Below are 26598 nucleotides of genomic sequence, written 5' to 3' on the forward strand. Positions count from 1 at the left end.
CAATCACCTGGTTTCGGAAACTCCTGAAACAAGCATTCTTACAAAATGAATATGTAGGAAGGCAAAATTTTAGACTAAAAAAGCCTGGACTATTAAAAAGTCCAGGCTTCATTACTAAAAGTATTTCTTTTTCCAAAATACAAACGCTGTTAATCCTGCAAGGAAAACTGCAAGACTTAAGGCAAAAAAGAAAGCCATCGGGTGATGCTGGTAGGGCAGTTCAACATTCATGCCGAAAAAGCTTGCAACCATAGTTGGAAACGAAAGAATGATCGTAATGGAGGTCAAAAACTTCATTACCATATTAAGATTATTCGAGATAATTGATGCAAAGGCGTCCATCATTCCGCTTAAAATCGAACTATAGGTCTCAGCCATTTCAATCGCCTGGGTATTCTCAATGATGACATCTTCAAGTAAATCCTTGTCTTCCTCATACATTTTCAAATAATTGAAACGCATGATTTTCGCAAGGACGACCTTGTTTGACTTGAGGGAAGTCGTAAAATATACCAGGCTTTTCTCAAGTGCAAGGAAAGCATACAGTTCTTTATTTTTCATAGATTGATGCAGCTCACGCTCAATCTCATTGGTTTTCTTATTTATTTGCTTTAGGTACCTCAAATAATAGATTGAAATGACATACAGGATCTGCAGTGCAAATCTGGTTTTTTTAAATGTGAAAAATTCCTTTACCCTGTTAGTCCTGAATTCATTCAGGACAGGAGTCTCTTTAAGAGACACTGTGATAATGCATCCTGCAGTGAGCACAATGCCAACCGGAATCGTCTCATAAATCGGGAACCCAGATTCATCATGTGTGATATATGGATAGTCAACGATGATATAGACATTTCCATCTTCTTTTTCTATCCTTGGGCGTTCCTCGTCATCAAGGGCGTCGCGGATAAAATCTACCGCAATCCCTGTTTCGTTCGCTACTTTAATAATTTCTTCTTCAGAAGGATGAACCATGTTCACCCAGCAGCCTTTTGTAATTTCTTCAACTGATTCTAGCTGCCTCGACTCATTGCTTTTAAAGATTTCAAGCATACGTAAACCTCCTCACATATTATTGAGGAAGCCAACAACCTATTTTCAGAGTTGATAGACTTGCAATATTCAATATTATCAAATCCAAGAGATGATCGACTTCCCCGCGCCTTTCGGGATCAGGCTCTATTGAATAACCCAACAATACCAACTCCTCTCTAATTTCACCTCTTCAATATTACTCCGCGTTTTCTAAAAGCACAATCCTATTTTTCTTACATGACCAAAAAAAGAAGCTGAGGACCAGCTTCTTCCATTTTTATTTGTATTAGTCAGTTTGCTGCAATGGTGTCAAAGGTTCTGTGTGATATATCCCCCTCAAGAATGATTGATGGCTCACTTCCCATTTTTATGACTGTTAAACTTGTATCGTAGATATATGGAGGATCCCACAATTTCTCAATGGGCTGCTTTTTGAAATAAGCAAGCAGGCACTTTATTACCACAGTATGGGTGACGACTAGTATATTTCCTGTTTTATGTTCAGATTTGATCATATTAACCGCATCTGAAGCTCGGTTCTGGACATCCAAGAAGCCTTCGCGATTTTGAGGATTATATAGATGAGGTGCATTCCAGAACGCATGGAAAAATTCCGAATCAAATCCGGATACTTCGTCATGGGTTCGCCCTTCCCATTCTCCCATGTTTATTTCTTTGAGTCTGTCATCAAGCTTGAACTGTTGGTCCTGATTTCCGATAATTAATTTTGCAGTATGCAGGGTCCTTTCACTGGGACTTGAATAAACGCCATCAAACGAAGTGCCTTTTAGTGATTTACCTAAAGCTTTAGCATTTCGGATCCCATTTTCTGTTAGTGGTGAATCCTTCCACCCTTGAAGTCTCTTTTCGACATTCCAGCATGTTTCTCCATGACGAGTAATATATAAATTTAACATTTCCCCAACCCCTTCGATCCCATTTTATCATTTTTAAAAATTGTCAGAGAGAAATGCTGGAAGCTTTTAGCAGCCCAGCTGGAAAAATGCTTCAAATGTCATGTTTTTATCAAACAATCCATCCTTTACTAGCATCTAAGTCTATTTAGCTATAAAAGAAGCTGACTATCTTCCAAATTAAGTATTTCAAAAATCCTACGCCAATATTAAGGATGAGCATTTGGTTATAAAAGCTTATTTTGCCTTCTGAAAGCTAACTCTCCTAAAAAATGAAATTTTCAAAATATATACTATAATGAACTTACATTCTAGTAATGGAGGGGAAAATATATGAGTAAAGGCCTTAAGAAAAAGCTAGTGCCATTTGCAGTAATATCGACTTTGGCCTTAGGAAGCCTGGCAGGAACATTTACGGCTGAAGCCAAGGGGAAAAATCAGCATCAGGGTCCTGAAATCAAAAATGTAATTTTCATGATTGGCGATGGGATGGGAGTATCCTATACCTCTGCATACCGTTATCTGAAAGATGATCCTGCTACAAAACTAGCAGAAAAGACGGCGTTTGACCAATTCTTGATAGGGCAGCAGTCTACATATGCCGAAGATCCTGAGCAAAATATAACCGACTCCGCGTCCTCTGCAACTGCGATGTCTGCTGGTATTAAAACATATAATGCTGCGATTGCAGTGGATAATGATGAATCAGAGGTCAAAACTGTCCTTGAAGCAGCAAAAGAAAAAGGAAAAGCAACCGGTCTGGTTGCAACCTCTGAGATCACGCATGCAACACCTGCCTCTTTCGGTGCCCATGATGTTTCTCGAAAGAACATGAATGCGATTGCAGATGATTATTTTGATGAATTAATAAAAGGCGAGCATAAGGTGGATGTCCTTCTCGGAGGCGGAACCGATCTGTTTGACAGGGGGGATCGCAATCTTATCGAGGAATTTAAGGATGACGGGTACAGCTTCGTTTCAAACAAGACAGCTTTATCTAAAGACAGAAACGGCAAGATCCTTGGCCTATTTGCTCCCCGCGGTCTGCCTAAGATGATCGATCGCACGGAGGATATCCCTTCACTTGAGGATATGACAAAATCAGCAATCGAAAGACTGAATAAGGACAAGGATGGTTTCTTCCTGATGGTGGAAGGCAGCCAAATTGATTGGGCAGGTCATGATAATGACATTGTAGGCGCAATGAGTGAAATGGAAGATTATGAAAAAGCCTTTAAAGCTGCCGTAGAATTTGCCAAGAAGGACAAGCACACCCTGGTTATTGCTACAGCTGACCATTCTACAGGCGGTTATTCAATAGGTGCTGACGGTATTTATAACTGGTTCCCTGAGCCAATAAAAGCTGCAAAAAAGACTCCAGATTATATGGCTGAGAAAATTGCAGCCGGCGCTGATGTAGAGCGAACGCTTAAAGAGAATATCGGCTTAGAGCTTACTGAGGCGGAAATTGACTCGGTAAAACAGGCAGCTGCTGGACAAAAGGTTCTTGAAATTGATAATGCCATTGAAGAAATCTTCAATCAGCGCTCCCATACAGGCTGGACAACCAGCGGTCATACAGGTGAAGATGTGAACGTGTATGCCTTCGGTCCTGGCAGAGAGAAATTGGCAGGAAAAATCGAAAACACAGACCTAGCAAAACATGTATTCAGCGTTCTGGAAAAAGGGAATAAAGAAATTGTAATTGAGGACAAATAGTGATGACCCCTCCCCGTTGCCTCTGGCAGCGGGTTTCAAATTGCAGGACGGTGTTCTTATGAATAAACTTTTAATAATGCTGCTAATGATGATCATGATTAACGGCTGTTCAGCGGAATCATCAGATTTTTCACCTTCATCATCTGACGTTCCTAAAAAATCCAATGCAACGAAAGAGGAAAAAAGAGAACAAAATCCGCCAAAGAAGAATGCTGTGTATGTTTCTAATCCACAAGTCACGGATGACACTTCATTAACTAATATTGGCGACTCTTTTTCTGATGAAAAAGGTGAGGCTGTGTTGAAAGCATTCAAGAAATCTGGTGAGAAGCTGACCATTGGCCCGGTTGAAATGACCATTCGGGATGCAAAAGTGATTACTTATACTCCTGATTACAGCCTCATCGATTTTTTCCATGGCTATACTCATGATGAAACCTTCGATTTTATTAAAGTATTTGTAACCATAAAAAATAATTCCGATCACATAGTCAGGTTTGCTCCAGTGGCTCTTCTCGAAACAGATTCCGGAGAAAAGAAAACCTGGGAAGATGATATTTATCTCGAAGAGTTGAACGGCAAATTAAATCCCGGTGAAGTAAAACAAGGAAATTTAGGATTTATCATAGAGAAAGCTAACTTTGATTCTATTGCACTTACAACAAGCAAAGTATTTACTGAAAAAGATGATGAAGTGGCTAAGGAGTACACGGCCAGGATCGATTTTTAACCAAATTTAAAAGGCATGGTTTTTAAATTCCATGCCTTTTATGATGGTTACCCTAAATCCCCTACTTTAAAGTTAATAACATTTCCTATTTATCCCCCCAGATACAAGGCTTCAAATTCTTCCTTTAAAATGGAATACATTTTCAAGTCCCGATATCTGCCTTTAATCAGCATGCTTTTTCTTAAAATGCCTTCAAATTTCATGCCGGCCTTTTCCATGACTCTTTCAGATCCGATATTCTCAACGAAGCATTTCGCTTGAACCCTTACCAGTCCCATGTTTGTGAAACCATATTTAATCAATTCCTTTGCTGCTTCCGTTGTAATGCCCTTTCCCCAGTAATCTCGCGCTATGACATAGCCAATTTCCGAAAAATGATGGTTAGTATTCCAGGATACAAAATCGATGGTCCCGATTAGTTTACCGGTCTCCTTCCATTCAATTCCCCATGGTGCCAGCCTGCCAGTTTCATATTGATTTAAAACGAATTCAACAAATTCTTTAGTATCATCCTTCGTCTGGTGCTGGTTCCAGGTCACATATCTGGACACCTCGGGATCCGATCCATAAGCGAACATATCCTCTGCATCATCCATTGTAATTTTTCTGAGAATCAGCCTTTCTGTCTCCAATATAGGCAAGCTTGAATAAATATTTGCTATTTCCATAAAAAGATCCCCCTATTTATATATTAATGTAAATAATAGCTTACCAGCTTGCTTGATTGCAATATTTTCCAAAAATATTGACTATATGAATTCTCCTTTGGTTTCCAGGTGCTGATATGAGCCTTGTTTTTGGCAGTTTTAATTTTGTATAGTATTTTATAACAAGCTATACTGTAATTGAGGTGATTTTATGTACCAGCTTTGTCCTAAGTTCGAATATGCGATGCAAATTATGAGCAAGCGTTGGACAGGATTGATCATTCACAAGCTGCTTACAGGTACTCATCGTTTTTCGGAAATTGAAGCCTCCCTCCCTCTTAGCGGAAGATTATTATCTGAAAGACTGAAGGACCTGGAGAAGGAAGGAATAATAAAACGTGAAGTTTTGCCCGAAGTTCCAGTCAGGGTAGAGTATTCATTAACTGAAAAAGGGCTATCTCTTAAACCGGTTTTAGAAGCTATTGAAAATTGGTCGGTTGATTGGGTAGAGCTTGATGTGTCGGAAAATGAGGGGAAGAAGAACTAAAAGTAATACTGTATTTATAATTGGTAAAACGTCTGGCAAATTGACTGCCAGACGTTTTTTGAAGTACTTACGTATTCTTGAATATGTTATAGCCTCTGATACTTACTATAATGTATGAGGTAATTACAGCGATCACCATGACATAAAGACTGGCTAAAAGTAAGTCATCTTTAAATTCCTCTAATTTAAATCCAATTGTCAGAGGCGCACCATCCTCCAATCCTGATGGGAGGAAATATAGATAGTGGTCTATTACAATATCTGCTGCGCCAAGCAGCCAGCTAAGGAGGAATGCAGCAAAAGCTGTAATAACTAGATGTCTGCCAATGCTCGTGTTGTTTGAAAAGTAGTGAATAATTAGACTCCAGCAAACAATTACGGCAATAATGATGACTAATTCTGCTCCTTCAACATAAAGCGATCTTGTTGCCCCAAGCAAAACCAGCAGGATCGTCGTTAGGATTCCTATTAGAATTTTCTTCATATAAGCCGCCCTCTCTTATCTATTGTATCGGCATAAAGCTCACTTTCCAAATTCCATCTGGATCCATTAACATTTGAAAACCTTGGGAACCATGCTTATTTTCAAAACTGATATAACCCTCAAAATCGCTAGTTTTATGAAAAATGCCTTCTTGTATTCCGCCTAAAGCTTCCAAAATTACGTCTTTCGATGTAGGATCATTTTTAGCATTTTCCAAGTGCTCTTCTTTGGACCACCTAATATATTCAGGGCGCGTTGTATAAAATGCATACTGAGTTTCCGGATCATTTTCCAGGCTTGCCTGCACGTATAGCTTTGCTATCGATAACGGTGAGAGATTTTTCAAAGCATTAGGATCCTGATTTATTTTAAATGTTCGATAGACCTCACTCTCTTCCTCAGTGAGTTCAATTTCAGATACATTATAGGCAATTTCACCTGTATTCTGTTCTCTTTTATAGAAAGTGCCATCGGCCATAATGCCTTTAGCAAGAAATTTTCCGTTTTGTGTATAAAAGATATTTGCTTTTAATGCTTTTTCCTCAGCAGTCCAGCTGATTGTGAAAATAATCCCTATGTTTTGCTTCATCAAGTTGGGCAAGTCGAGCATTGATTCATTATCAACCGCCCTGACTGTACCTGGTTCCTCAAAATAATGATACTCCCAAAGTTTGACACTTCCATCCTCGGACTCAACTTCTGTGACCACCTTATAGCTGGAACCGAATAGGTCTTTGGCGGACTTTACTGTCATCCCGTTCTTAAACGACTTCATCAGGAAATCCACTTTGTCCTTAATGAGCAGATCCTTTTCTTTATTAATCGGCACAGCAGGGACTCCGTCAACTATATATGTTAAATTCGGATTTCCGTTATTCATCATAATGCGCCGGCGGACAGTTTCCCCAGTTTTCTTTTTTGTATAGGAGTAAACAACATGGTAAACATCATCTTCTTGGTTTATACTCTCTAGTACAATTGTCGAGAAATCTGTGTTTTTGTAGTATTCAATTACCTCTTCTTCCGGCTGCTGATATTCCTCATTACGGAGAATTTCTTTTAGATAATCCTCGTCACCCTTTTCAAGTGCATCAAAATAAAAAACTAGCTGCTTGCCAATAGCAGAACTGCCTGTAATCTTAAAGGCCGCCTGATAAATGTTATTTAGAGCTGGCTTACTTGCAGTAATTTTATTTAAATCCCGCTCTAATGTCTCAGTCTGCTTGTCGTCATCTTTGTTCTCTCTGACATCAATTATTTTTGCGGTATCTTCTTCATCTTTCTTAAGATGACTTGAACTCTGGCCGATGTAAGAAGCTGTCAAAACAGAGAATAGCATTACTGCCATAATCAAAGGCAACAGTGATGGCCATCGCCATTTGGGTTTGCTGTCTGCTTTTATGACTCTTTCTCCCAGGAGTAGTTTCGTCCTTAGCTCTTCTGCAAAGTCCTCGTCCGGCTCAAGATCTGGCCTGTTTTTTAATGGTGCCAGGAACCTTTGGTCATAAGACATAGGCTTACGATTGTCCATCCTTCAGTTCCCACCTTTCTTCAGTCGATAATACCTCTTTTTTCAAAAGCTGAAGTGCCCTATGGTAATCCACGCGCACCTTCGTCTCTGTGCACCCAAGGATTTCAGCTGTTTCCTTAATGCTTAGTTCCTTTAGACCTCTTAAAATGACGACTGTCCTGTATTGGTGCTTCAATTTGATAAGAGCATTTTGGAGTTCATCCCAATCCCCCTTTTTTAACAGGAGATCTTCAGGTGTATCCTTGTCACTGCCTTTTTCAAATACCCAATTTGGAAAAAGACTGACAAACTTCTTTTTTCGGTGTAAATCCATAGCAGTATTCCTGGCGATCGAAAGGATCCAGGTTTTTATTTTTTCAGAATCCTTTAAACTTTCATATGATCTTATAATCTTGATAAATGTTTCCTGCGTAATATCCTCAGCTTCCTGTTTGTTATTTGTAAAGTAAAGTGCAAAATGATAAACATCGCGATGGTAGCGATTGTATATATCATTCATGTCCGGCCGGCTGTCCCCCACATATCACTCCCCCATTCCTGTATAAGTCGCTTGAAGCGTAGTTTTGTTTCAAGTTTTTTAAATTTTATTTAGAAAGTCCATTTAAACTTACAAATGGTTAGCAGCAAATAATGTTACAAAACTTTTTGAAAATCATTCAAAAGCACTTTCCTAAAAATAGTCTGCATGTTTAAAAGGAATACTAATTAGGCGAAGGAATAAGCCAAATATGCTTACGCTTTTCCCGTTTAACGAAAATCATTTATAATATAAGGATGATTTGGTTTCTAACCTGATTTTACCAATAAGGAACCGAACAAAAAAGCTACCTTTCAAAAAGGAGAACATCTATGCAATTATTAAGAAGATTTTGGGAGGCAATCGTCCGCTTTTGGAAAAGGCGCCACCTTACTCAAATTTTGTTATTAGTTCTGTTAGTGTTTATTTTGCTGTCCATCCTCTGGTTTGCCTTTATCGCCAGCAGGGCCAATGTCCAATCTTTAAAGGATGGATTAAGCCAGGCGACAGTCATCTATGATAAAGATGGCGACGAAGCGAGCAAGCTTGCGACCAACCGTACAGGCGGCATTTCGATCAATGACATTCCTGAATATGTACCTAATGCCGTCGTCGCAATTGAAGATGAGCGCTTTTATCAGCATAATGGTTTTGATATCAAGGGAATTGCCCGTGCTTTCTTCGGCAATTTATTTGCCGGCAGGATCACTGGCGGAGGAAGTACATTGACCCAGCAGCTGACCAAAAATGCCCTCCTCTCTCCTGAGCGCACATATAAGCGTAAGGCTGAGGAACTGTTTTTAGCAGTCGAGCTCGAAAAGGTATATAAGAAGGAAGAAATAATGGAGATGTACCTCAATCAGGTATATTTCGGCAGCGGAGCATTTGGAATAAACAATGCAAGCAAGAAGTATTTTGCAAAGAATATTCAGGAGGTTAGCATCAGTGAGGCAGCGATGCTAGCAGGCCTCCTCCATGCTCCATCTGCTCTTGATCCATATAACAATTATGATGGCGCGATGAAACGCCGTAATGTCGTGTTAGCAAAAATGAAGGAACAAGGCATGATTACCAATCAGGAGTACAAGGACGCAAAAGAGGAAAAAATCGAGCTTGAAGATGGCGGCGGCAGCCTTGCTGACCGTAAATATCCTTCGTATGTGGATGCTGTATTAGATGAAGCAACCTCAAAATACGGGCTTACACAGGATGAAATTATGACTAGAGGTTATCGGATCCATACTGAATTGGACCAGAATCTTCAATCAGGACTTGAAAGCGTATATACAAAGGATTATCTTTTCCCTGACAGGGCAAGCGATGTTTTAGTACAAAGCGGCTCAGTCCTTCTTGACCCGGGCAATGGCGGAGTACGTGCTCTTATTGGCGGACGTGGCGAAAAGGTATTCCGCGGATTTAACAGGGCTACTCACTTAAAGGCCCAGCCTGGATCGACCATGAAGCCGCTCGCTGTATACACACCAGCACTTGAAGAGGGTTATAAATACGACTCCATGTTGGCAGACAAGAAAATGAGCTTTGGAAAATACAGTCCAAAGAACTTCTCAGACACCTATCAGGGAGAGGTCCCGATGTATGAAGCGATTGAGAAGTCAATTAATCTTCCAGCGGTATGGCTGTTAAATGAAATCGGACTGGAAAAAGGAATCGATGCAGTACGCCGCTTTGGCATCAAGGTGGAAAAAGAAGACCAAAACCTTGCTCTTGCTCTTGGAGGGATGCATAATGGAGTCTCCCCTCTCAAGATGGCGGAAGCCTACTCTGTTTTCCCGAACGGAGGCAAACGGCATGATGCCCACTTGATTACGAAAATCGTAGGGCCGACAGGTAAGATTATTGCCGAACATGATGAATCGGAAACGCGTGTCACATCTAAAGGAGTAGCAAACGAAATGACCTCCATGCTTCTGAATGTCGTAGAAACCGGTACCGGTAAAGGGACAAAAATGGAGGATGCCCAAATTGCTGGAAAAACGGGATCCACACAGCTGCCATACGCAGACATTAACGGGACAAAGGACCAATGGTTTGTTGGCTATACGCCTAACATTGTAGGGGCTGTCTGGCTGGGCTATGATAAAACCGATCGTGAGCATTACTTATCAAGCAGCAGCTCGCGAGACGTTGTGCCAATTTTCCGGGCGATTATGGAAGAAACCATCCCTCATATAAAGCCAGAGGAATTTGCAGTAGAATCCATAAATGCGAGGACATCTGGTAAAACGATCGATTATAAAGAAACTGAACAAGCCATAAGGGAAAAAGCGAATCGACTTGAAAAGGAATTGAAGGAAAAAGCGGGACAGGTAGAAGATAAGTTAAAAGAGGAAGCTCCAAAGTGGAAAAAGGTACTGGAACAAATGCAAGAGGATGCTGGCAAAGCAAGTGATAAAGTTATCGATAAACTGAGACAATGGCAAGGCCAATAATGAAAAGAGCAGCTGATGAGCTGCTCTTTTTTGTTTTTAGAATACTTTGGCGTAGACACAGGTATCCCTTATTTCCCCTTCTACCGATAAGGAATCATTTTTCAATATCCCTTCCAAATCAAAACCAAGTCTCTCAGGTATTGCCCTGCTTTTTACATTTTTAGAATCACAGCGGATCTCGATCCTTCTTGCTTTCAATTCCCTGACCGCAAAATCTGTTATGCCCTTAACAGCTTCAGTCATGTATCCTTTCCCGCTGAAACGGGAGTCAATCCAGTAGCCAATTTCAAATTTAGGTATTTCCCAATTAATCCGATGCAAACCGGATGAGGCGATGAATTCGCCCGTATCTTTCTTGAAAACCAATAACCGTAAATCGGACCTGTTAAGAAAGTTAATATATCCCTGACGAATGACGCTCTCGGTTTCCTCTAACGTCTGCTCTTTTTGGGCAAACGGCATCCATGGTTTCAGCTCAGCCAATGAAGAATTGATCGATTCACAGGTAATCGCTCCGTCTCCTGGCAACGGCATGCGGATTAAAAGTCTCTCTGTCTCAAATTGTGCAGGAAAATCCAATAATATTGGGTCCACTCCCACAACCCCCTTATAAAAATTGGCTCTTTTAAAGTGTATGTTGATTTTTAAACCCTGTTGATTGTAGTGGCAGGCGCGTAGACTCCTTCGGGATGAAGCGGGACAGGTGAGACCTAGGTAGAAATGGCCCGAAGAGAAGGGTCATTTTACCCCGCAGAAGCAAAGCGACGAGGAGGCTCACCGCACGCCCCAAGAAAAATTTGCTCTTGAAAAAGCCGGCAATTGGGATTTTTCATAATTTTTCAGAGGAAAGCAAAGCGCCTGGAACGAAAATCAGCAGCTTTGTTTAACGCTGCCTAATAATTAAAAGAGCGGCAAAGGCCGCTCCTAATTAATATTCAACTTAAATACTGATATCCCTTTTTTGAAAAAAGAAGAAAGTCACCATCATGAAAATCGCATAGTAAATGGCCAAGATCGATAATGAAACGGGCAGTGTAATATTCTCTAAAATGCGATCTTGCAGCGCATAAACGGTTAAATCCAGATGCGGGAAGATAAGGAACTTTGCCCAAGCGTATTTATCAGCCAGCATGAGGATGATCCCGCCTAAAGTAGATGAGAAGAATAGGACGAAAATACCGATACCGACAGCCAGAGCCTGGCTTTTAAATAAAGTAGACAGCATAAAGGCAATTGTCATGATTACCAATAGGCTTGGGATATAGTAAAGCATTTTGAGGAAAAACTGCGTGCCAACCACTGCTTCCTTGCGTCCTTCAAGAGTGATCTCAAAGATTTTCATATTAAAGTCGCCGCTGCCAAATAGGATGAGTCCGATTAAATATCCAGATGCGATAAGCGTCACTGTCATTAGCAACGCATAGATGATGACTGCGATGTACTTGGATAGCAAAATGCTCCATCTTCTATGCGGCCGGATCAGCAGTTGTTTAATGGTTCCATCTGAGAATTCCGCAGCTACATTTGCACTTCCAACGATGACTACAAACAGCGTGACAAGTGAACTGACTCCGACGACAACATCATTCATAAAGTGCCAATTCGTTTTTGCTGTTGGATCGATATTCTTGTCCAAAAGCTCTTGCTGTTGATCAATTTGAGATTGAATCAACGGTTTCTCTTCATCAGGCGCGGATTCCAGCTGATTTTCCAGCATCGTTATTTCCGCCTGAGTATCCTGGCGCCAATTCGGATTTGGTTCACCGCTAAATTTTGAATAGATGATTCCTGCTATTAAAACAGCCATTATAATGATCACCATGTAAATCCAGCTCGCCATTTTTCCGAATATCTTCATTAATTCGTTCTGTATTAATGCAATCATACCGTCTGCTCCTTTTTATCTTTGTTTGTGATTTCAAGGAATCGGTCCTCAAGGGTGGCTTTAACATTCAGTATTTCATAAACGTCAATATCGTTTTGTACCAATATCTTATTGATTGCAGGAATCGAAGTCTTAAAAGCGGATAGAATGATTCTCGAATCCTTTATACCGTCTAGTTTTACTTCAGAAATATTCTCCTTTATGACCTGTGCAGCTTGAGCAGCATTCGAGACCTCTATCTCAACAGTTCTCATTGCCTCTTCTGCTCCGTTTTCCTGATCATGCATACTTGAAATATGGATTAGCTTCCCTTTTTCAATAATCGCAAATCGATCGCACATAAGCTGCATCTCGGAAAGCAAATGAGAAGACACCAATACAGATGTACCCTGGCTTGCCAGCAAGCGCAGATAGTCACGAAACTCTCTGATTCCCTGTGGATCAAGTCCATTCGTCGGCTCATCAAGAATCAGAATCGAAGGCTTATGTAAAATTGCCTGTGCTACACCAAGGCGCTGCCGCATACCGAGTGAATAGGTACGGACTTTGTCATGGATGGCATCCTCCAGCCCAACCAGCCTCGTTACTTCCTTGATCCTTTCTTCAGTTATATCCTTCATGGCCATGCGTGCATAGTGGCGCAGGTTTTTGTAGCCGCTGAGATATTTGTAAAATTCCGGGTTCTCAACAATCGCTCCCAGTTCATTCATCGCCAAAGTAAAAGAATCATCCAAATTATGACCATTAACGATAACTGAACCGTCTGTACGATTTATCAAACTGACAATCATTCTGATGATCGTCGTTTTTCCCGCCCCATTCGGCCCTAAAAGGCCAAAAATCTCGCCACGCTCAACCTGAAAGCTGACATCATCAACGATTGTCTTTTTCCGGATCGTTTTCGTTAGTTTCTTTACTTCAAGGGCATACCCATTCATACATGTTCCCCCACTTCCATTGCTATGTACTGTTTATTCTAATTTACATACTTTATTACGACGGAAATTGTAAAAAGTTACAAAAAAAGCAAAAATAATTTATTGGGCATCGAGAATTTTGGGGATATTGTAAATTAATGTGTTTGGCTATAATACATATCTTGCTTATTAAAAGGTGTGAATAAATTGTATTGGCGGCCATTTTTTCTAGAGGATTTTTTTTGTCACGATTGGTGCCCATTTTTTCCAAATGATTCATATTCGGTCACCAATGAAGTGCCAAGCAAATTTGCATCTTTTTTTCAAATTTTGCTTATTTCATTCTCCCATGTGGCTTATTGGTCCTCATCCTAGACATATTTTATAATTCTGGGTAACCAACACAGGATAATTAACATGTAACCATATCAATTACTTAATGTACTCGCTTCAAATCTCCCCGACTAACGGACGGCTCGGTGAATAGTGAACTGGGTTTAAACAAACGCTATAGAAGATGTTCCAATGGAATATCATGCGTTTCAAAAATCCATTCCTGAGGTGATTGTATGAGTTACAAAGATCATTTGGATCCGCACTCAGAACTTTTCCACCATACCTGGACTAGGCGGAAGCGTACCAATTCGCAGGTGAATGGGCAGACTCAAGTTACAAAGAATACCATTCTTGCGAGGGCTAATGCGAAAGCTCACCGCTGGTAAAGGATTCTGTGAAACGTAAAAAGGAAAAGGCTTGTCTGCCTTTTCCTTTATTATTTCTCTTATACAATTTCGTTAAAGCTTTACTGTAAAAAAATAAAGTATATTAATCCTGCAAGCAGGATCCTGTAAATTGCGAATGGAACAAGTTTAATTTTGTTAATCAATTTCAAGAAGAATTTGATGAAAACAAGTGCGAACACAAATGCGCTGATGAAGCCAACAATGAAAAATGGAAGGGCATCAACCGTGAAGTATTCCCAGTTTTTCAACAAAGAGATTCCGCTTGCACCTAACATGATAGGAACAGCCATAATAAAGGTGAAGTCTGATGCGGCCCTATGGCTCATGCTGAGCAATACACCGCCTGCGATGGTTGAACCTGAACGGGAAAAACCAGGCCAGAGCCCCAGGCATTGAAACAAGCCAACTCCAAAAGCCTGCTTGTATGTGATTTGGTCAACATCCTCGGTTTTCAGGTTTTTCGGCTGAAGACGGTCTGCCAATATCAACAGAATGGCTCCAATTACCAAACCGATGATGACAGTTTCCACTGAAAACAAATGTTCATCGATATAATCCTCAAATAGTACTCCAGTTATGCCAGCGGGGATTAATCCAACGATCACTTTTGACAGGCTTAATCTGCCGGATGAATCACCAAATGATTCTTTTTTGTTCAAGCCGAGCAAATTCATGAAACGATCTTTGAACACAATCACAACAGCTAAAATTGAACCTAGCTGAATGACCACCTTAAAGGTGTTGGCCACAGGCTCAGTGAACAATTCTTTTGAATGCAGCAGCAGGTCATCCACAATGATCATATGTCCGGTTGATGATACCGGGGCAAATTCTGTTAAACCTTCTACTAAGCCTAGTATAAAGGCTACGAACAACTCCCATAAATTCATGTAACATTTTCTCCTCTATCTTTTTAATTTCACGTTGCCTCATTTCTTTTTATACCTTTTTTCAGTTTTAGTCAACTAAATTAGGAGCTGGCTTCTGCCGGCTCCCGTGTTATCTACTTATTAAACACAATTTGCTTTTGCCCCAAATAATTCAAGATTGTATACAGGCCTGTGCCAATTACAATTGCCAAATTGTCAGCTGGGATGACCGTTGTGATTGGTATTGCAATGCCGAAGGAAGCAATAAATCTCCCGGCTGAAAATGAGGCCAAATAGCAAATGAGAATGACAGCGATGAATTTAATCATCCCCTTCCCCATTGATACCTTACTATTAAAAGTGAAGCTCCTGTTTAAAAAGAAGCTTACGGCCGCTCCTATTGAATTACCTATGAAAGTTGCCATCCAATAGGGCCAGTTCAATCCTATCTTAAGCAGGAACATTAAACCCATTCCTATAATGGTATTTAAAATACCAACAAGCAGAAATCGAATGAAGGTCTGCCTTTTCTTAAGGGTGGCCATCAACCTGTCCGACATATGACTAGTTCGTTTCAGATAGCTTCCGAGCATTGAAGCCAGCTGGCTCATAACTCATTCCATCCTCATTTATCAGCTTTCTTGCTACTGGAAAATTAAACAGGTCCATGTCAACAATGTATTTCGGCCTCCGTTTAGTTTCTTTATAAATCTTTCCTACATATTCCCCGACTAGCCCCAGGGCAATTAGCTGGAGGCCGCCGATCAGCCAAATTGAAGTGATCAGTGAAGTCCAGCCAAGTTCTGTGCTGCCAAAGTATTTTAATGCAAGAAAATACACCCCGAAACCCAGACTCACAAAGAACGAGATGAAACCGATCAGCAAAACGAACCGGATTGGAGTGACGGAAAAAGAAGTGATTCCATCAAACGCAAATGACAGCATTTTTTTCAATGGATATTTCGTTTCCCCAGCTGGTCTTGGTTTTCGATCGTAATAGACAGAGGTTGATTTGAACCCTATCAATGGTACTACTCCGCGCAGGAACATATTTGTCTCTGCAAATTTTTCCAGCTCCTCCACTGCCCTCCTGCTCATCAGCCGGAAGTCTGCGTGATTAAAGACAATTTTGACTCCAAGTTTGTCCATCAATTTATAAAAACCTTCTGCTGACCATCTTTTGAATAATGAATCTGTGTCCCGCTTGCTGCGAACACCATAGACTACTTCATAGCCCCGGAGAAATTTCACGACCATTTCCTGAATTGCATGAATATCATCCTGAAGGTCAGCGTCAATTGAAACAAGGCAATCGGAAGCTTCCTTTGCAGCAAACAACCCTGCAAGAAGTGCATTTTGGTGTCCGACATTTCTTGAAAGCTTCAACCCTTTAACAAGCTCATCTTGTAAGCTTTCTTTATAGATTAGATCCCAGGTACGATCTTTGCTCCCATCGTCCACAAAAAGTATTTTACTTTTAGTGGATACGAACGATTCTTCAATCATTTTTTTCAGCACAGCCTTTAACTGTATACAAGTTTCATTTAATACTTCTTCTTCGTTATAACATGGAACGACGATTGTCAAAATTGGTGTGAGCATTTCGGTGTCCTCCTTGCTGTTATATAACCTTATAAAGGTAAATTTTCCATGCGCTCTCCTTTGAGGTGAATATCTTGTCTAGCTGTAGTCCGTTTTCATGGTGATTATCAATCGGGACAGAGGAGAAAAGGTATCTCCCTCCCATTTGTTTAAATGGCTGTAAATCCAATTCAAGATTCTTGATCCGCTTTTTTGAGTGTTTCTTGAACATATAATGCTTGCCAAGTTCATCTGTGAAAATGTAGCAGCGTCCGCCCCATTCATCGAAATAAGTGCGGATTTTTTTATTTTTCTCGAGTTCCTTTTCAATGATTTTCCGGAACTGATACTTATAGGACAATGGATAGAAGTTATTATATGTATCCAGCGTATAAAACCCATTGTATTGAGCGATGGCCGGATGTAATCCTATGCTTGCGACCCGGTAATCCTCCTGCGGCATGCCAATATGGTCCCTGATTTGTCTGAATTGCTCCTCGGCATAAAATTGCTTCACAGATGGTTTGTTTCGGTAGAAAATTTCTTCATTTGTGAGTGACAGGACAACGAGCTGTCCGGCTATAAGCCAGGGCACAGCCTTCCTAAATACACTTCCCTGTTCCCATAAAATCTTCAATCCCAGTGCGAATAACACATAAACAATCAACGGCCGCAAGAAATGGTATCTGGCAAAGTTGAATGTATCGAGAAAATGGAATCTTTGTGTTAAAGGCAGCCACCCTTTGTAAAACCAAAATGCGTACCAAGCAGAAAGGATGAAATTCAAGAAAAAGAGGAACAAGAATATTCTTGCCGATTTCCATTCCTTTTTTTTTGCTATTAAGATTAGAGAAATGATCAGTACAGGCAGGATGATCCATGTGTGCACCGTATGTGCATGATGATGCCCAATGATGAAATTCTTGAATGTCAGCCTAAGAGAATGCCCAAAGCTCAAGCGCGCATGGAAATATTCATCCCTGCTATTTGGTTCATCGTCAAATAAAAAGGAATAGACTAACCGGTAGTCAGTCAAAAAGTAGACTAGTGTCATATAAACAATGGACAGGAGGAAACGCCAATTCCACCCTTTGCCACGCATGACATCAGCAGCCCAAAGAAATCCCATTCCGGATAGGAAAAAGAAAAATCCAAGGACAATGCTTGAATACAGCGGAAGCAGTGTCAATACAAGATAATTATGCAGCCTTCGTTCCCCTTCCCTAATATTCAGAAAGGCCCAAAGTGCCAATGGCATACCCAGTGTGCTTAGCATCCCTGATGGCCAAAAAGGGGTTAAGGCAAAAGCCAGTGAGGTGCCAATACGGATTATGCTCCACTGGTTGTCTTTGATGAAATGCCTTTTAAGCAGCAAATACATACCCGCAAAAGCAGTAAACCTGGTTATTGCCTGGCTTATTCCGTATGCATAGATCGTCGGGAATAAATAATAGAGCCAAACAATCAAGGTATATTCCGTTCCCATTGCATTTCGCGGCAGTCCATTGATTACCTGTGGAATCTCCGATTGGACGCTCCCGGTCAATTTGCCGCTTTCTGCTAGTACTTTATACCATGCCAGGTTCGAGTCAAGATTATCATGAACTCTGATATGTGCATCCTCTCCTAGGATAAAGTAGGGCGATAGAAAAAGGACGATTCCTATCACAGCCCAGAGAACCAATCGTCTCTCCCTTTCCTGAATATATGCCATATCCTTACACCTCTAATTTGTTATTGCCGTATGGCCATATGCTCTTTTATAACTGGAGATTTCTGCGGCAGCTGCTCAGTTCCCACTTGAAATCCTGGAAACCCCTAGTTGCCTGGCTTTTCTATTAGTACACGATTTACGCCTATCAGCTAAAAAAGATTGTAATCAAAGACAATTAAATAAAATGCGACAAAAAAGACTGATAGTACAAGTGCAAATAAGGGTTTTTTATGGTGCAGCCTAAGCATCGGGTACATTGTGCTGTAAAAGAAGACTTCCCAGGCCATTGACCAGCCGTGCGAAAACTTTATAGCTCCATATTGAAGAGCCATAGCTTCTATAAGTATTGATAAAGAAATCCATTTAAAATAATGCCAAATTTTTTTAGCCTTTTCTTCTGGGTAATTGCCTAAAAATAAAATGATCATACTTGGGTAAAAAATGAAGGTGTACATTGTTTCTGTAAAGAAAAGACTGACGAAATTTTTCTGGAACTCCCACAAATGTATATTTCCGATATAAGATATATACTCATAGAAGCAGCTAAATAAAGCCCAATAATAAAAGGTCGGCAAAAATAAGCGCCAATTTTCCCACTTTCCCATCTTTAATGAAAGAAGAAGCCCTCCTGCTACAACTGCAGCATGAAACAATCCATCAACCCCTTTCTCCCCCAAACCTGAAAGCATTTTATTTCCTCTTCAGCAATCTTTTGTATTTTTATCCAACTTTTCATTTTTATGTACACTTTCCAAGAAACAGTTATTTCGGCATAGAAGGATATCGTTTTCAAAATTGGGAAGTCTTAAATGGTAATAAGATGATTATATTTTGGAAAAGGAGGATCGGTATGCTTCGTTTTCAAGGAACAGATGCTTCAATCCATAATCTCCAGGCATATACCCTTCCCTCAACTGCAGGAGACACTGTCTGGATTCATTTTGATCCAGATAATGAAAAGGGATTTAATGATTTTATTTCCAGAATGAAAATACACCCGCTTGCACTGAAGGGATTGCAGCAGTTCAGTGATATCCCGAAGATTGATGTTTTTAATAATGAAGCGATCATATCGTTATTTGCCATTCAGGATGATTACTCACAGGCGAAAATATCTATCTTAATCGGTGAGAATTATGTAGTTACAAAGGAAGAAGAAAATATAGACTTATTGCCCCAGCTAAAGCAGCTTTTCACTGAGCATCCAGATAAAATGGAAACTGCCGGCAAAATCCTTTACCATATATTTGACAAGGTCACTTCTGTAGATTTGAGTATGATTGACCAGATTGCTGATAACATACAGGAGCTAGAACGGAAAGTTTTTGATAAGCCATTTGCCAATGAAATTGCGAGGAGCATCCACCGCTGGAAGTCTTCACTTCACAACCTGAGACAGACAATTGAAGCGCAGGATCAGGTTATGTCCACAATATCCAGGAAGGAACTCAGGTTTGTGGATGAAGATACTGCTTTGTATTTTAACGATCTAAAAAATAGCTACTCGAGAGTGGTAAATGCCCTGGATTCCTTTAAGGATGGCCTAGACAGCATCTTTAACTTGCAAATGACCTTAAAGAGTGACCATGCTAACTCGATTATGAAAACACTCACTCTAGTAAGTGCTATATTCCTGCCGATGACATTTATTGGCGGATTATATGGAATGAATTTTGAGGATATGCCTGAGCTCAGGTGGAGGTACGGTTACGGTTATGCTTTGTTCCTGATGTTTGGAATTGGCACAGCCATAGCCCTAGTTTTTCGTGCTAAAGGCTGGTGGGGGAAGCCCGATAAGTGAGGTTATTGTTGAGGTCATCCCCGTATGTGGCCAATCCACTTCTGAAATAAAACAAAAGCTGTGTCTGTCGGTGACAGGCACAGCTTTTCTCTTATCCTTTTTCTGTTAAATTCGAATCGGCTTCGAGCACGAATAATCTTTGTTTCGATTGAAGGTACACGATCGAAGTCAGGGAGATGGCCAGCAAAAGGGCAACTCCAGAAAACGCGATGCTTACACCCTGAAGATTTAGCGACTCAGCGAGGTAACCTAGTATCAAGGTTAAAACAATTTGAATGATTGCCTGAAAAAATGCGAATGCACTGCTGAATCTGCCCATTAGGTCGACAGGTACATTATTTTGAAAGAATGTACTGTAGCCTGTATAGGAAAACGGTGAAAAGAACCCTATTATGATAAACCCGATGACGGCAAGTGGTACTGTTGCAGAATTGGCAGCGTAAAAGAGAAGATATCCAGTTACGCTTAGGAATGAACCCATTCCTAAAAGGAGCTTTACCGATAATCGGTTTGCCAATGCCGAAACAGCAAAAGAGCCCGCTACATATCCAGCACCAGTCAAACTTACCAATAAACCGTAATTTTTTTCAGACAGACCGACTACCTGCTGTATAAATGTTACCTCCTGTGAATCCAGAGCAAAGGAAATCAGGGTAATGAATTGGAAAAGAAGGAAAACGAGCATGAAGCCAGCAGCCATCTTGCCGAAATCAATGACCGCTTTCCAATCACTCACAACCATTTTGAGTGTAATCCGTTCTCTATAGGTATCTTTGCCCAAATCAAGGTCCACATCAGGCAGAGAGTAAATGGCTGCTGCACATAAGAAGAATGTAACAGCATTTATGTATATACTTGTATTGATGCTTCCGTACATAATTAAAATTCCTGAAACACTTGGCCCTACAAGCATAGCGCCTGAGGTAGCAAATGAAAACATGGAATTGAATTTCTTTCTCTTGTCTGCTGGCACCAATTTGGTAATATAAGTCTCTGACGTTGGTGCAAAAAAGGCACCGGCAATATTGGTCAAAAACATAATGATGTAGATTGGTATTAAAGAAGTAAACAGCGGTATTGCTGCAATTAGGACTCCGCGGATAAGATCGATATAAATCATCAGCTTCCTTTTATTTACACGATCGATTACACTGCCTGCCCAAGTGTTCGTACAAAGAATAGCTAGTGGCCTAATGATGAATAACCCTGCGATTGCTGCTGCCGACCCCGTAATCTTGAGAACCAAAAGATTGATTGCCACAAAATAAATCCAATTGCCGATATTTGATACTCCGATTCCAAAGATCAGCAATAACGGATTTTTCCAGTCCTTCAAACAGACCCCTCCATTAGTTGCGAATAAATTGTTATGAATCTCTTTTCATCCTATCCGCAACTTCCAAAAGTTTCAAGTAGCTTTTGGCAATCTACTTGTATATCTTTCCAATTAGAGTATTTGTCACAAATTTTTCACAAATAATTTCCCAATTTACAAAATAAAAACCTGATATATCCCCTGTGTAAAAGGAATTTAAACCATTTGTCTGGTATTTTCATATATTTACCACTCATACTCCTTCAATTTACCCATTCATAACCCCTATTTATTACTTATAATGGTAGGTAGATTCGATAAGGAGCTGAACACATGAATTCAAATCCGAAATTTGTTTCTAAGGTCCTTCCGCTATTTGCGGTGTTTATGGTGATTATTACAATTGCAGCTACTTTTGTGGCTCAAAATACAGAAGACAAGGTTTCTGTTCCTTTTTCTTCCCTGGCTAATACAGTTGAAAATCTGAAGGGTGAACCAGCTACCCTCACGGAAAGTTTAGACGGGACACTTGTTCTAAAAACGAAGAATTCTACATTTGTTTCCCAAGTTCCTCCCGGCAGCCAAATGGTAGATAAATTAGTAGAGAAAAATAATGTTAACTATGAATATGCGAGCAACAGCAAATATGGTGCATGGATTCTTGGTGGAGTCGTTTTATTATTGATGGGTGCAGTATATGTCATCCAAAAGAAGACGGGTGGAATTGGGACTGGCAACAGGATGAAGAACAGCGTTTCTAAGCCAATGCCTCTTCCCTCCATTACATTAAAAGATGTTGGCGGGCTTCAGGATGAGATGAAGGAAGAAATTCTCCAAACTCTTTCTATTTTAAAGGATCCAGAAAGATCAGCCAAAATGGGGATAAAACCGCCAAAGGGCATCTTGCTTTATGGACCTCCTGGCACAGGGAAGACACTGCTTGCCCAGGCAATCGCCCGGGAACTGAATGCCAATTTCTTTTCGGCAAGTGGATCAGCATTTAACGAAATGTTCATTGGAGTTGGAGCTTCACGTGTTCGCAGCCTTTTCCAGAATGCCCGGAAACAAGGTTCTGCGGTAATTTTCATTGATGAAGTGGACGCACTTGCGGGAAAAAGAAAGCCGCATGGTGGTGAGGAAGGCGAGAAAACGCTGACGGAACTTCTGGTTCAGTTAGATGGAGGCCACGCGAATGACGGCATCCTTTTTATCGCTGCTACCAATAGAAAAGATATGCTGGATGATGCTTTCCTTCGTCCAGGACGAATTGATTTTTCGTTTAATGTTCCCCTTCCTGATACAAAAGGGAGAAGAGAAATTATTGATATTCATGTTAAAGGCAAGAACCTTGCAGACGATGTTGCTGCTTCTCTTGATGACCTTGCGGAAAGTACATCTGGGTTCTCGGGCGCTGAGCTCAATTCCCTTTTTGAAACTGCAAGCAGGCGTGCATTGAGAAATGGCCAGGACTTCATCTCCAGAAGTGATATTGATTATGCTCTTGACCGTACGATTCTAGGAAGTACATCCCGTACTCTGCAGGATGCTGACACTAAGCGCAGAGTCGCTATCCATGAAGCAGGACATGCTTTAGTATCTTCTGTAACAAAACCAGGATCAGTGAGAAAGGCAACGATTATTCCTCGTGGACAGGCACTTGGGTATGTAGCCCCTATACCTAAGGAGCTTCAACTGTCTACAACTAGTGACTTGATTGATCGTATTGCCATGATTCTTGCCGGAGGTGTTGCAGAGAGAATGTTCCTTGGCGAACACAGTATTGGTGTAAGCGGAGATGTACAGCAGGCTAAACAAATCATTGAGCAGATGGTCGATACCGGTCTCCTCCAGGAAGGTTTCTCACTAACTTTCAGCAAAGGCCTCAAGGAAACAAAAATGCAGGAGCTGTTCGAGGACGCGCTGGAGAAATCAGAAATGATTATTAATGCGCATCAGCAACAATTTGAAAAGCTGGTAGAAGCTTTATTGAAGAAGGAAACGATTGAAGGTAACGAAGTGGATGCAATCGTGCACGACAAATCTGGTTTCCTTGAAGACAGTTATATGATGGCTTAAACTTAAAAACGGCTTCCTCGGAAGCCGTTTTTCTGTTACTTTTTGCCGAGAGCTTGCTCAAGGCTATTTTTAATATTTGTCCCATCAAATGTTAGTCCTAGCTGTACAGCAGTCTGCGCTATCTCAGGACGTATTCCGGATAGAGTTGCTTTTACTCCAATGAGTTTTAAAGCTTTTAACAGCTGGAACAGTTCATGAGCGACCATTGTATCAATCATTGCTACTCCCGATAAATCGATAAAGAGATGGTTGATATCTCTTTCTGAACATTGCTTCAAAGTATATTCAAGAATCATTTTTGCTCGGGAAGTATCAATATCGCCGATTAATGGCAGCAAACCTTGTTGATTGCCTAAGGAAATGACTGGTGCACTTAGCTCGTTGATCATCTCCTGCTGCGCCTTTAGAACTTTTTCAGAGTATTTATAGGTTGCCTCGATAAATCGCAAAATGACTTCATCGAATTCTTTCAGGATTATGTTTACCCACGCGTCGGCCTCATGTCTTGTGATATTGCCATTTTCTTCAGCGAATTTTTTGACATGGTCAAGGTATTGGTTCCTCACCGACTTGAATTGTTTAATCACATATTGAATTGGAGTATTAATATGTTCAATATCACTTGCTATCTTAATGATCCAAGGTTCAAACTCCTTGAAGAATTCCTCTTCATCTTTAGTGAAAACCTCGATGAAATGAAGATGAAACTCATGGTTTTGTTCTTTTAATGCTTCTATCAGCTTTGGATCTGTTGCGGCATAAACGCCAGCAGTTTTGGATTTATCAATATTGTTATACCATTCTTCGGTTAAATTGCGAGTGTTGTCCTTTAGATATTTATATAAGGCTTGATTCTTGTGCACGATGATTCCCCCGTTATTCCGCTGGAAGTTGCATAGGATAAGCCAGAGTTGTACACTCCGTATCCTATAATTGGATTATACCAAAACTTCGCCGGCATTTAAAAATCTTAACTGTAACTTTATCATCTGAGATTGTATTTTGATTTTATGTCCTCAGGGGCCATCTTAATGATTTGCTGCAGAACAATCAGCAATATACCTACATCATCTACGATCCCGATTAAAGTAAGAAAATCTGGTATTAAATCGAAAGGCAGCAAAAAATAGCCGATAATCAACCCTGCTGAAACTGCTTTTTGTTTAAATGGTACAGCCCTGGAAGTGAAAAATTCTATTAAAAAAGGAACAAACTTCTTCACTTTGAAAATAAGTTTAATTCTTTTAAAAACCTTCTTCAACTTAATCTCTCCTTTTTAAATCAAGGACTACAATTGTTTATACCCTCTTTTGTCATAATGATTCGTTAACTGCTTCGATAGGGGGAATATATTTACGTTTCAACACTAAAAACAGTTTCATCCAAAGAGAATCTTTGGCGATACGCGGAGAAATTCTGCCTATTAGTAATAAAAAGGCTCAATCTGAAAAAAGCGGAAATATTCCTGGTAATGCTTCCAATAGTGCCTGAAATGAAAGATTTTAATCATATAAGCGGAAAAACTTCCCTTATTCGGCTTGAAAAAGACGATGGTTTCAAGAAAAAATGCAATATGTACGTCTATTTTTTTCAAACACAGGAACTGTTTGTCTGCAGATTAGCTGTAACTTAATAGTGTTGCAGTTTAATTCCCGTTTATTTTTCACCAACGATGGCAATGGTATGATACTCTCTTGAATCTGGCCCCTTTATCAGTTGAATGTTTCTGAAACCACTCTTGTCCATCTCTGGTATCACTTGTGCTTGAATCAAATCGTTTATACCGGGCCATATCTCTTTTGCCTTGCCGTTGCTTAAAGTTATAACCAGACGTCCATCTGGTTTTAGAACTCTATATATTTCAGAGATGGCCTCGTCGATCTTCTCCCAGAAGTAGATGGACTGAATACTGAATACCTTTGTAAATTGCTCATTTTCAAATGGAAGTGAACAAACATCACCATTAATCAAATTTGCTCTTCCCGTCGTTATTTCCGTTTTATTTCGCATTTTGGCTGATTTTAGGACTGTTTCTGACAAATCGAGCCCTGTCACCCTAATAACACTAGTCATATGAAGGAGCAATTTCATGGCATAGCCTGCTCCGCACCCTAGCTCCAAAATCTCTTCTTCCCTATCTAGATTAAGTATATCGAGTGTCCACATTGTTTCCGGCTTATGCTGTCTGACCATTTTTTCACCTATATAGGTCCCAATTGCTCCAGCTGGTTTCCCATATTGGCCATCTAGGTATTCTTTTAGGATTTTAATTAGTTTCATATTTTCTCCAATTTCGTTGTTAGGATTTCTTCATTCTATCATACTAGCGAATTGATAATAACAAGCAACTGTTTACATAACATTATTATGTATTTATCCCTGGTTTACTGCAATCAATATCAAAAAGAAAATCCTTCCATTTTCTGCTGGGTATTGTATAATGATTTCAAAGTTTTTAAGGAGGAAGATTAATAATGAAGTTCAGCAAAAAGGCTGTAAAAGGATATAAAGATTTTCCAGTGAATTATCTTCTTATTAAACAGGATAAGCCCACCACTTCCCTGGTCATTATGTTCCCTGGCAGAGGCTACTCTGTGCAAGGCCCTCTTTTTCACTATTCAACTGGAGTTTATTTGAATAAAGGGTTTGACATCCTGCAGGTAAACTATGACTATACTACAAAAGAAGCGGAATCAATGAGCCTGGAAGAGGAAATGATAAGAATAAACGAGGATGTTAATGCAGTTATTGATGAGGTATTGAAATCTGAATCCTACGAAAACTTTATCCTGCTTGGCAAGTCGATTGGTACGATCGCCCTTTCATCCGTCATTCAACGGGAGGAATTTAAGTTTGCCAAATGTATTTGGCTGACTCCATTATTCCAACTGGATACGGTATTCGAAAGTATGAAGTCCTCCACTCAGTTAGGATTATGTATCATCGGTGAAGAGGATCCGTGCTTTATCCAGGGCAGGTATGACGAAATTCAATCCCTGGAATCCTTTACTTCAATCCTTATACCTGGTACAGACCATAGTTTAAATTACAGTGACAGGCCAATAGATTCCATTGATGTCTTGAAAAAGGTTATAACCGAGATCAGCTTATTTTAACAAAATG

Annotated in this window: 26 protein-coding genes; 8 read left to right on the top strand and 18 right to left on the bottom strand. The window is 40.3% G+C overall.

All coding sequences use genetic code 11. From position 1 onward, the window contains the following. Nucleotides 1-114: 114 nt before the first annotated feature. On the bottom strand, nucleotides 115-1053 hold the full coding sequence (locus AC3EBE_RS09565) for a magnesium transporter CorA family protein (RefSeq protein ID WP_488594796.1): 939 nt from the start codon (nucleotides 1051-1053) through the stop codon (nucleotides 115-117). A 272-nt stretch (nucleotides 1054-1325) separates the two neighbouring features. Beyond that, entirely contained in the window at nucleotides 1326-1952 is a 627-nt protein-coding gene (locus AC3EBE_RS09570; protein ID WP_488594797.1) for a histidine phosphatase family protein, read from the bottom strand. A 330-nt stretch (nucleotides 1953-2282) separates the two neighbouring features. Between AC3EBE_RS09570 and AC3EBE_RS09575 the strand changes: the two genes are divergently transcribed. Both AC3EBE_RS09575 and AC3EBE_RS09580 read left to right on the top strand, forming a co-directional pair. Further along, nucleotides 2283-3668, top strand: a complete 1386-nt coding sequence (locus AC3EBE_RS09575) for an alkaline phosphatase (RefSeq protein ID WP_488594798.1) — start codon at nucleotides 2283-2285, stop codon at nucleotides 3666-3668. A 58-nt stretch (nucleotides 3669-3726) separates the two neighbouring features. After that, nucleotides 3727-4398 carry a DUF4352 domain-containing protein gene (locus AC3EBE_RS09580; protein ID WP_488594799.1) on the top strand — a complete coding sequence of 224 codons (672 nt, stop codon included), beginning with the start codon at nucleotides 3727-3729 and terminating at the stop codon, nucleotides 4396-4398. Nucleotides 4399-4487: 89 nt separating this feature from the next. On the opposite strand, the gene AC3EBE_RS09585 is transcribed toward AC3EBE_RS09580, so the two are convergent. Further along, nucleotides 4488-5066 carry a GNAT family N-acetyltransferase gene (locus AC3EBE_RS09585; RefSeq protein ID WP_488594800.1) on the bottom strand — a complete coding sequence of 193 codons (579 nt, stop codon included), beginning with the start codon at nucleotides 5064-5066 and terminating at the stop codon, nucleotides 4488-4490. A gap of 190 nt (nucleotides 5067-5256) precedes the next feature. Between AC3EBE_RS09585 and AC3EBE_RS09590 the strand changes: the two genes are divergently transcribed. Continuing rightward, on the top strand, nucleotides 5257-5592 hold the full coding sequence (locus AC3EBE_RS09590; protein ID WP_488594801.1) for a winged helix-turn-helix transcriptional regulator: 336 nt from the start codon (nucleotides 5257-5259) through the stop codon (nucleotides 5590-5592). Between the two features lie 67 nt (nucleotides 5593-5659). Here AC3EBE_RS09590 and AC3EBE_RS09595 read toward each other — a convergent pair whose 3' ends face one another. The 3 genes from AC3EBE_RS09595 to AC3EBE_RS09605 are packed head-to-tail and all read right to left on the bottom strand — an operon-like array spanning nucleotide 5660 to nucleotide 8127. Next, nucleotides 5660-6076: a hypothetical protein gene (locus AC3EBE_RS09595; RefSeq protein ID WP_488594802.1), complete on the bottom strand. Its 417-nt coding sequence runs from the start codon at nucleotides 6074-6076 to the stop codon at nucleotides 5660-5662. A 19-nt stretch (nucleotides 6077-6095) separates the two neighbouring features. Next, the gene (locus AC3EBE_RS09600; protein WP_488594803.1) at nucleotides 6096-7607 is read right to left on the bottom strand and encodes a hypothetical protein; all 1512 of its coding nucleotides are present in this window, start codon (nucleotides 7605-7607) and stop codon (nucleotides 6096-6098) included. Further along, entirely contained in the window at nucleotides 7594-8127 is a 534-nt protein-coding gene (locus AC3EBE_RS09605; protein ID WP_488594804.1) for an RNA polymerase sigma factor, read from the bottom strand. The genes AC3EBE_RS09600 and AC3EBE_RS09605 overlap by 14 nt, the downstream gene beginning before the upstream one ends. A gap of 329 nt (nucleotides 8128-8456) precedes the next feature. Here AC3EBE_RS09605 and AC3EBE_RS09610 point away from each other — a divergent pair, with 329 nt between their 5' ends. After that, complete coding sequence (locus AC3EBE_RS09610) at nucleotides 8457-10574, top strand: transglycosylase domain-containing protein (protein WP_488594805.1); 2118 nt, start codon at nucleotides 8457-8459, stop codon at nucleotides 10572-10574. Between the two features lie 36 nt (nucleotides 10575-10610). On the opposite strand, the gene AC3EBE_RS09615 is transcribed toward AC3EBE_RS09610, so the two are convergent. The 3 genes from AC3EBE_RS09615 to AC3EBE_RS09625 all read right to left on the bottom strand — a co-directional run bounded on the left by AC3EBE_RS09615 (nucleotide 10611) and on the right by AC3EBE_RS09625 (nucleotide 13397). Further along, nucleotides 10611-11168, bottom strand: a complete 558-nt coding sequence (locus tag AC3EBE_RS09615) for a GNAT family N-acetyltransferase (protein WP_488594806.1) — start codon at nucleotides 11166-11168, stop codon at nucleotides 10611-10613. 346 nt (nucleotides 11169-11514) lie between these two features. Further along, entirely contained in the window at nucleotides 11515-12459 is a 945-nt protein-coding gene (locus AC3EBE_RS09620) for an ABC transporter permease (protein WP_488594807.1), read from the bottom strand. Then, a complete protein-coding gene (locus tag AC3EBE_RS09625) occupies nucleotides 12456-13397 on the bottom strand; it encodes an ABC transporter ATP-binding protein (RefSeq protein WP_488594808.1) in 942 nt (313 codons plus the stop codon). Before AC3EBE_RS09625 ends, AC3EBE_RS09620 begins: the two co-directional genes overlap by 4 nt. 548 nt (nucleotides 13398-13945) lie before the next feature. On the opposite strand from AC3EBE_RS09625, the gene AC3EBE_RS09630 reads away from it, so the two are divergent. After that, nucleotides 13946-14098 carry a YpzG family protein gene (locus AC3EBE_RS09630; protein WP_488594809.1) on the top strand — a complete coding sequence of 51 codons (153 nt, stop codon included), beginning with the start codon at nucleotides 13946-13948 and terminating at the stop codon, nucleotides 14096-14098. Between the two features lie 80 nt (nucleotides 14099-14178). Here AC3EBE_RS09630 and AC3EBE_RS09635 read toward each other — a convergent pair whose 3' ends face one another. The 5 genes from AC3EBE_RS09635 to AC3EBE_RS09655 form a co-directional block, all read right to left on the bottom strand. Further along, the gene (locus tag AC3EBE_RS09635) at nucleotides 14179-15009 is read right to left on the bottom strand and encodes an undecaprenyl-diphosphate phosphatase (protein WP_488594810.1); all 831 of its coding nucleotides are present in this window, start codon (nucleotides 15007-15009) and stop codon (nucleotides 14179-14181) included. Between the two features lie 113 nt (nucleotides 15010-15122). Beyond that, on the bottom strand, nucleotides 15123-15599 hold the full coding sequence (locus tag AC3EBE_RS09640; RefSeq protein ID WP_488594811.1) for a GtrA family protein: 477 nt from the start codon (nucleotides 15597-15599) through the stop codon (nucleotides 15123-15125). After that, entirely contained in the window at nucleotides 15553-16590 is a 1038-nt protein-coding gene (locus AC3EBE_RS09645) for a glycosyltransferase family 2 protein (RefSeq protein ID WP_488594812.1), read from the bottom strand. The genes AC3EBE_RS09640 and AC3EBE_RS09645 overlap by 47 nt, the downstream gene beginning before the upstream one ends. Before the next feature lie 19 nt (nucleotides 16591-16609). Beyond that, nucleotides 16610-18283, bottom strand: a complete 1674-nt coding sequence (locus AC3EBE_RS09650) for a DUF6044 family protein (protein WP_488594813.1) — start codon at nucleotides 18281-18283, stop codon at nucleotides 16610-16612. 149 nt (nucleotides 18284-18432) lie between these two features. Continuing rightward, nucleotides 18433-18972 carry a CBO0543 family protein gene (locus tag AC3EBE_RS09655; protein ID WP_488594814.1) on the bottom strand — a complete coding sequence of 180 codons (540 nt, stop codon included), beginning with the start codon at nucleotides 18970-18972 and terminating at the stop codon, nucleotides 18433-18435. 161 nt (nucleotides 18973-19133) lie between these two features. Here AC3EBE_RS09655 and corA point away from each other — a divergent pair, with 161 nt between their 5' ends. Continuing rightward, a complete protein-coding gene (corA, locus tag AC3EBE_RS09660) occupies nucleotides 19134-20084 on the top strand; it encodes a magnesium/cobalt transporter CorA (RefSeq protein WP_488594815.1) in 951 nt (316 codons plus the stop codon). 91 nt (nucleotides 20085-20175) lie between these two features. Here the strand turns inward: corA and AC3EBE_RS09665 are convergent, their stop codons facing one another. Further along, complete coding sequence (locus tag AC3EBE_RS09665; protein WP_488594816.1) at nucleotides 20176-21420, bottom strand: MFS transporter; 1245 nt, start codon at nucleotides 21418-21420, stop codon at nucleotides 20176-20178. A 312-nt stretch (nucleotides 21421-21732) separates the two neighbouring features. Here AC3EBE_RS09665 and AC3EBE_RS09670 point away from each other — a divergent pair, with 312 nt between their 5' ends. Beyond that, nucleotides 21733-23475: an AAA family ATPase gene (locus AC3EBE_RS09670; protein ID WP_488594817.1), complete on the top strand. Its 1743-nt coding sequence runs from the start codon at nucleotides 21733-21735 to the stop codon at nucleotides 23473-23475. A gap of 35 nt (nucleotides 23476-23510) precedes the next feature. On the opposite strand, the gene AC3EBE_RS09675 is transcribed toward AC3EBE_RS09670, so the two are convergent. The 3 genes from AC3EBE_RS09675 to AC3EBE_RS09685 all read right to left on the bottom strand — a co-directional run bounded on the left by AC3EBE_RS09675 (nucleotide 23511) and on the right by AC3EBE_RS09685 (nucleotide 25755). After that, complete coding sequence (locus AC3EBE_RS09675; protein ID WP_488594818.1) at nucleotides 23511-24338, bottom strand: STAS domain-containing protein; 828 nt, start codon at nucleotides 24336-24338, stop codon at nucleotides 23511-23513. Between the two features lie 122 nt (nucleotides 24339-24460). Continuing rightward, nucleotides 24461-24736: a YkvA family protein gene (locus AC3EBE_RS09680; RefSeq protein ID WP_488594819.1), complete on the bottom strand. Its 276-nt coding sequence runs from the start codon at nucleotides 24734-24736 to the stop codon at nucleotides 24461-24463. A gap of 395 nt (nucleotides 24737-25131) precedes the next feature. Continuing rightward, complete coding sequence (locus AC3EBE_RS09685) at nucleotides 25132-25755, bottom strand: class I SAM-dependent methyltransferase (RefSeq protein ID WP_488594820.1); 624 nt, start codon at nucleotides 25753-25755, stop codon at nucleotides 25132-25134. A 194-nt stretch (nucleotides 25756-25949) separates the two neighbouring features. Here AC3EBE_RS09685 and AC3EBE_RS09690 point away from each other — a divergent pair, with 194 nt between their 5' ends. After that, nucleotides 25950-26591, top strand: coding sequence for an alpha/beta hydrolase (locus AC3EBE_RS09690; protein WP_488594821.1), 642 nt, complete (start codon nucleotides 25950-25952; stop codon nucleotides 26589-26591). Nucleotides 26592-26598 lie beyond the last annotated feature (7 nt).

The sequence above is a fragment of the Mesobacillus sp. genome, assembly GCF_057785455.1.

Bases quoted from the DNA above. Each gene is read 5' to 3' on its own strand.
- AC3EBE_RS09565 (WP_488594796.1), bottom strand. From the start codon at position 1,053: ATGCTTGAAATCTTTAAAAGCAATGAGTCGAGGCAGCTAGAATCAGTT.
- AC3EBE_RS09570 (WP_488594797.1), bottom strand. From the start codon at position 1,952: ATGTTAAATTTATATATTACTCGTCATGGAGAAACATGCTGGAATGTC.
- AC3EBE_RS09575 (WP_488594798.1), top strand. From the start codon at position 2,283: ATGAGTAAAGGCCTTAAGAAAAAGCTAGTGCCATTTGCAGTAATATCG.
- AC3EBE_RS09580 (WP_488594799.1), top strand. From the start codon at position 3,727: ATGAATAAACTTTTAATAATGCTGCTAATGATGATCATGATTAACGGC.
- AC3EBE_RS09585 (WP_488594800.1), bottom strand. From the start codon at position 5,066: ATGGAAATAGCAAATATTTATTCAAGCTTGCCTATATTGGAGACAGAA.
- AC3EBE_RS09590 (WP_488594801.1), top strand. From the start codon at position 5,257: ATGTACCAGCTTTGTCCTAAGTTCGAATATGCGATGCAAATTATGAGC.
- AC3EBE_RS09595 (WP_488594802.1), bottom strand. From the start codon at position 6,076: ATGAAGAAAATTCTAATAGGAATCCTAACGACGATCCTGCTGGTTTTG.
- AC3EBE_RS09600 (WP_488594803.1), bottom strand. From the start codon at position 7,607: ATGGACAATCGTAAGCCTATGTCTTATGACCAAAGGTTCCTGGCACCA.
- AC3EBE_RS09610 (WP_488594805.1), top strand. From the start codon at position 8,457: ATGCAATTATTAAGAAGATTTTGGGAGGCAATCGTCCGCTTTTGGAAA.
- AC3EBE_RS09620 (WP_488594807.1), bottom strand. From the start codon at position 12,459: ATGATTGCATTAATACAGAACGAATTAATGAAGATATTCGGAAAAATG.
- AC3EBE_RS09625 (WP_488594808.1), bottom strand. From the start codon at position 13,397: ATGAATGGGTATGCCCTTGAAGTAAAGAAACTAACGAAAACGATCCGG.
- AC3EBE_RS09630 (WP_488594809.1), top strand. From the start codon at position 13,946: ATGAGTTACAAAGATCATTTGGATCCGCACTCAGAACTTTTCCACCAT.
- AC3EBE_RS09635 (WP_488594810.1), bottom strand. From the start codon at position 15,009: ATGAATTTATGGGAGTTGTTCGTAGCCTTTATACTAGGCTTAGTAGAA.
- AC3EBE_RS09640 (WP_488594811.1), bottom strand. From the start codon at position 15,599: ATGAGCCAGCTGGCTTCAATGCTCGGAAGCTATCTGAAACGAACTAGT.
- AC3EBE_RS09645 (WP_488594812.1), bottom strand. From the start codon at position 16,590: ATGCTCACACCAATTTTGACAATCGTCGTTCCATGTTATAACGAAGAA.
- AC3EBE_RS09650 (WP_488594813.1), bottom strand. From the start codon at position 18,283: ATGGCATATATTCAGGAAAGGGAGAGACGATTGGTTCTCTGGGCTGTG.
- AC3EBE_RS09655 (WP_488594814.1), bottom strand. From the start codon at position 18,972: ATGCTTTCAGGTTTGGGGGAGAAAGGGGTTGATGGATTGTTTCATGCT.
- corA (WP_488594815.1), top strand. From the start codon at position 19,134: ATGCTTCGTTTTCAAGGAACAGATGCTTCAATCCATAATCTCCAGGCA.
- AC3EBE_RS09670 (WP_488594817.1), top strand. From the start codon at position 21,733: ATGAATTCAAATCCGAAATTTGTTTCTAAGGTCCTTCCGCTATTTGCG.
- AC3EBE_RS09685 (WP_488594820.1), bottom strand. From the start codon at position 25,755: ATGAAACTAATTAAAATCCTAAAAGAATACCTAGATGGCCAATATGGG.
- AC3EBE_RS09690 (WP_488594821.1), top strand. From the start codon at position 25,950: ATGAAGTTCAGCAAAAAGGCTGTAAAAGGATATAAAGATTTTCCAGTG.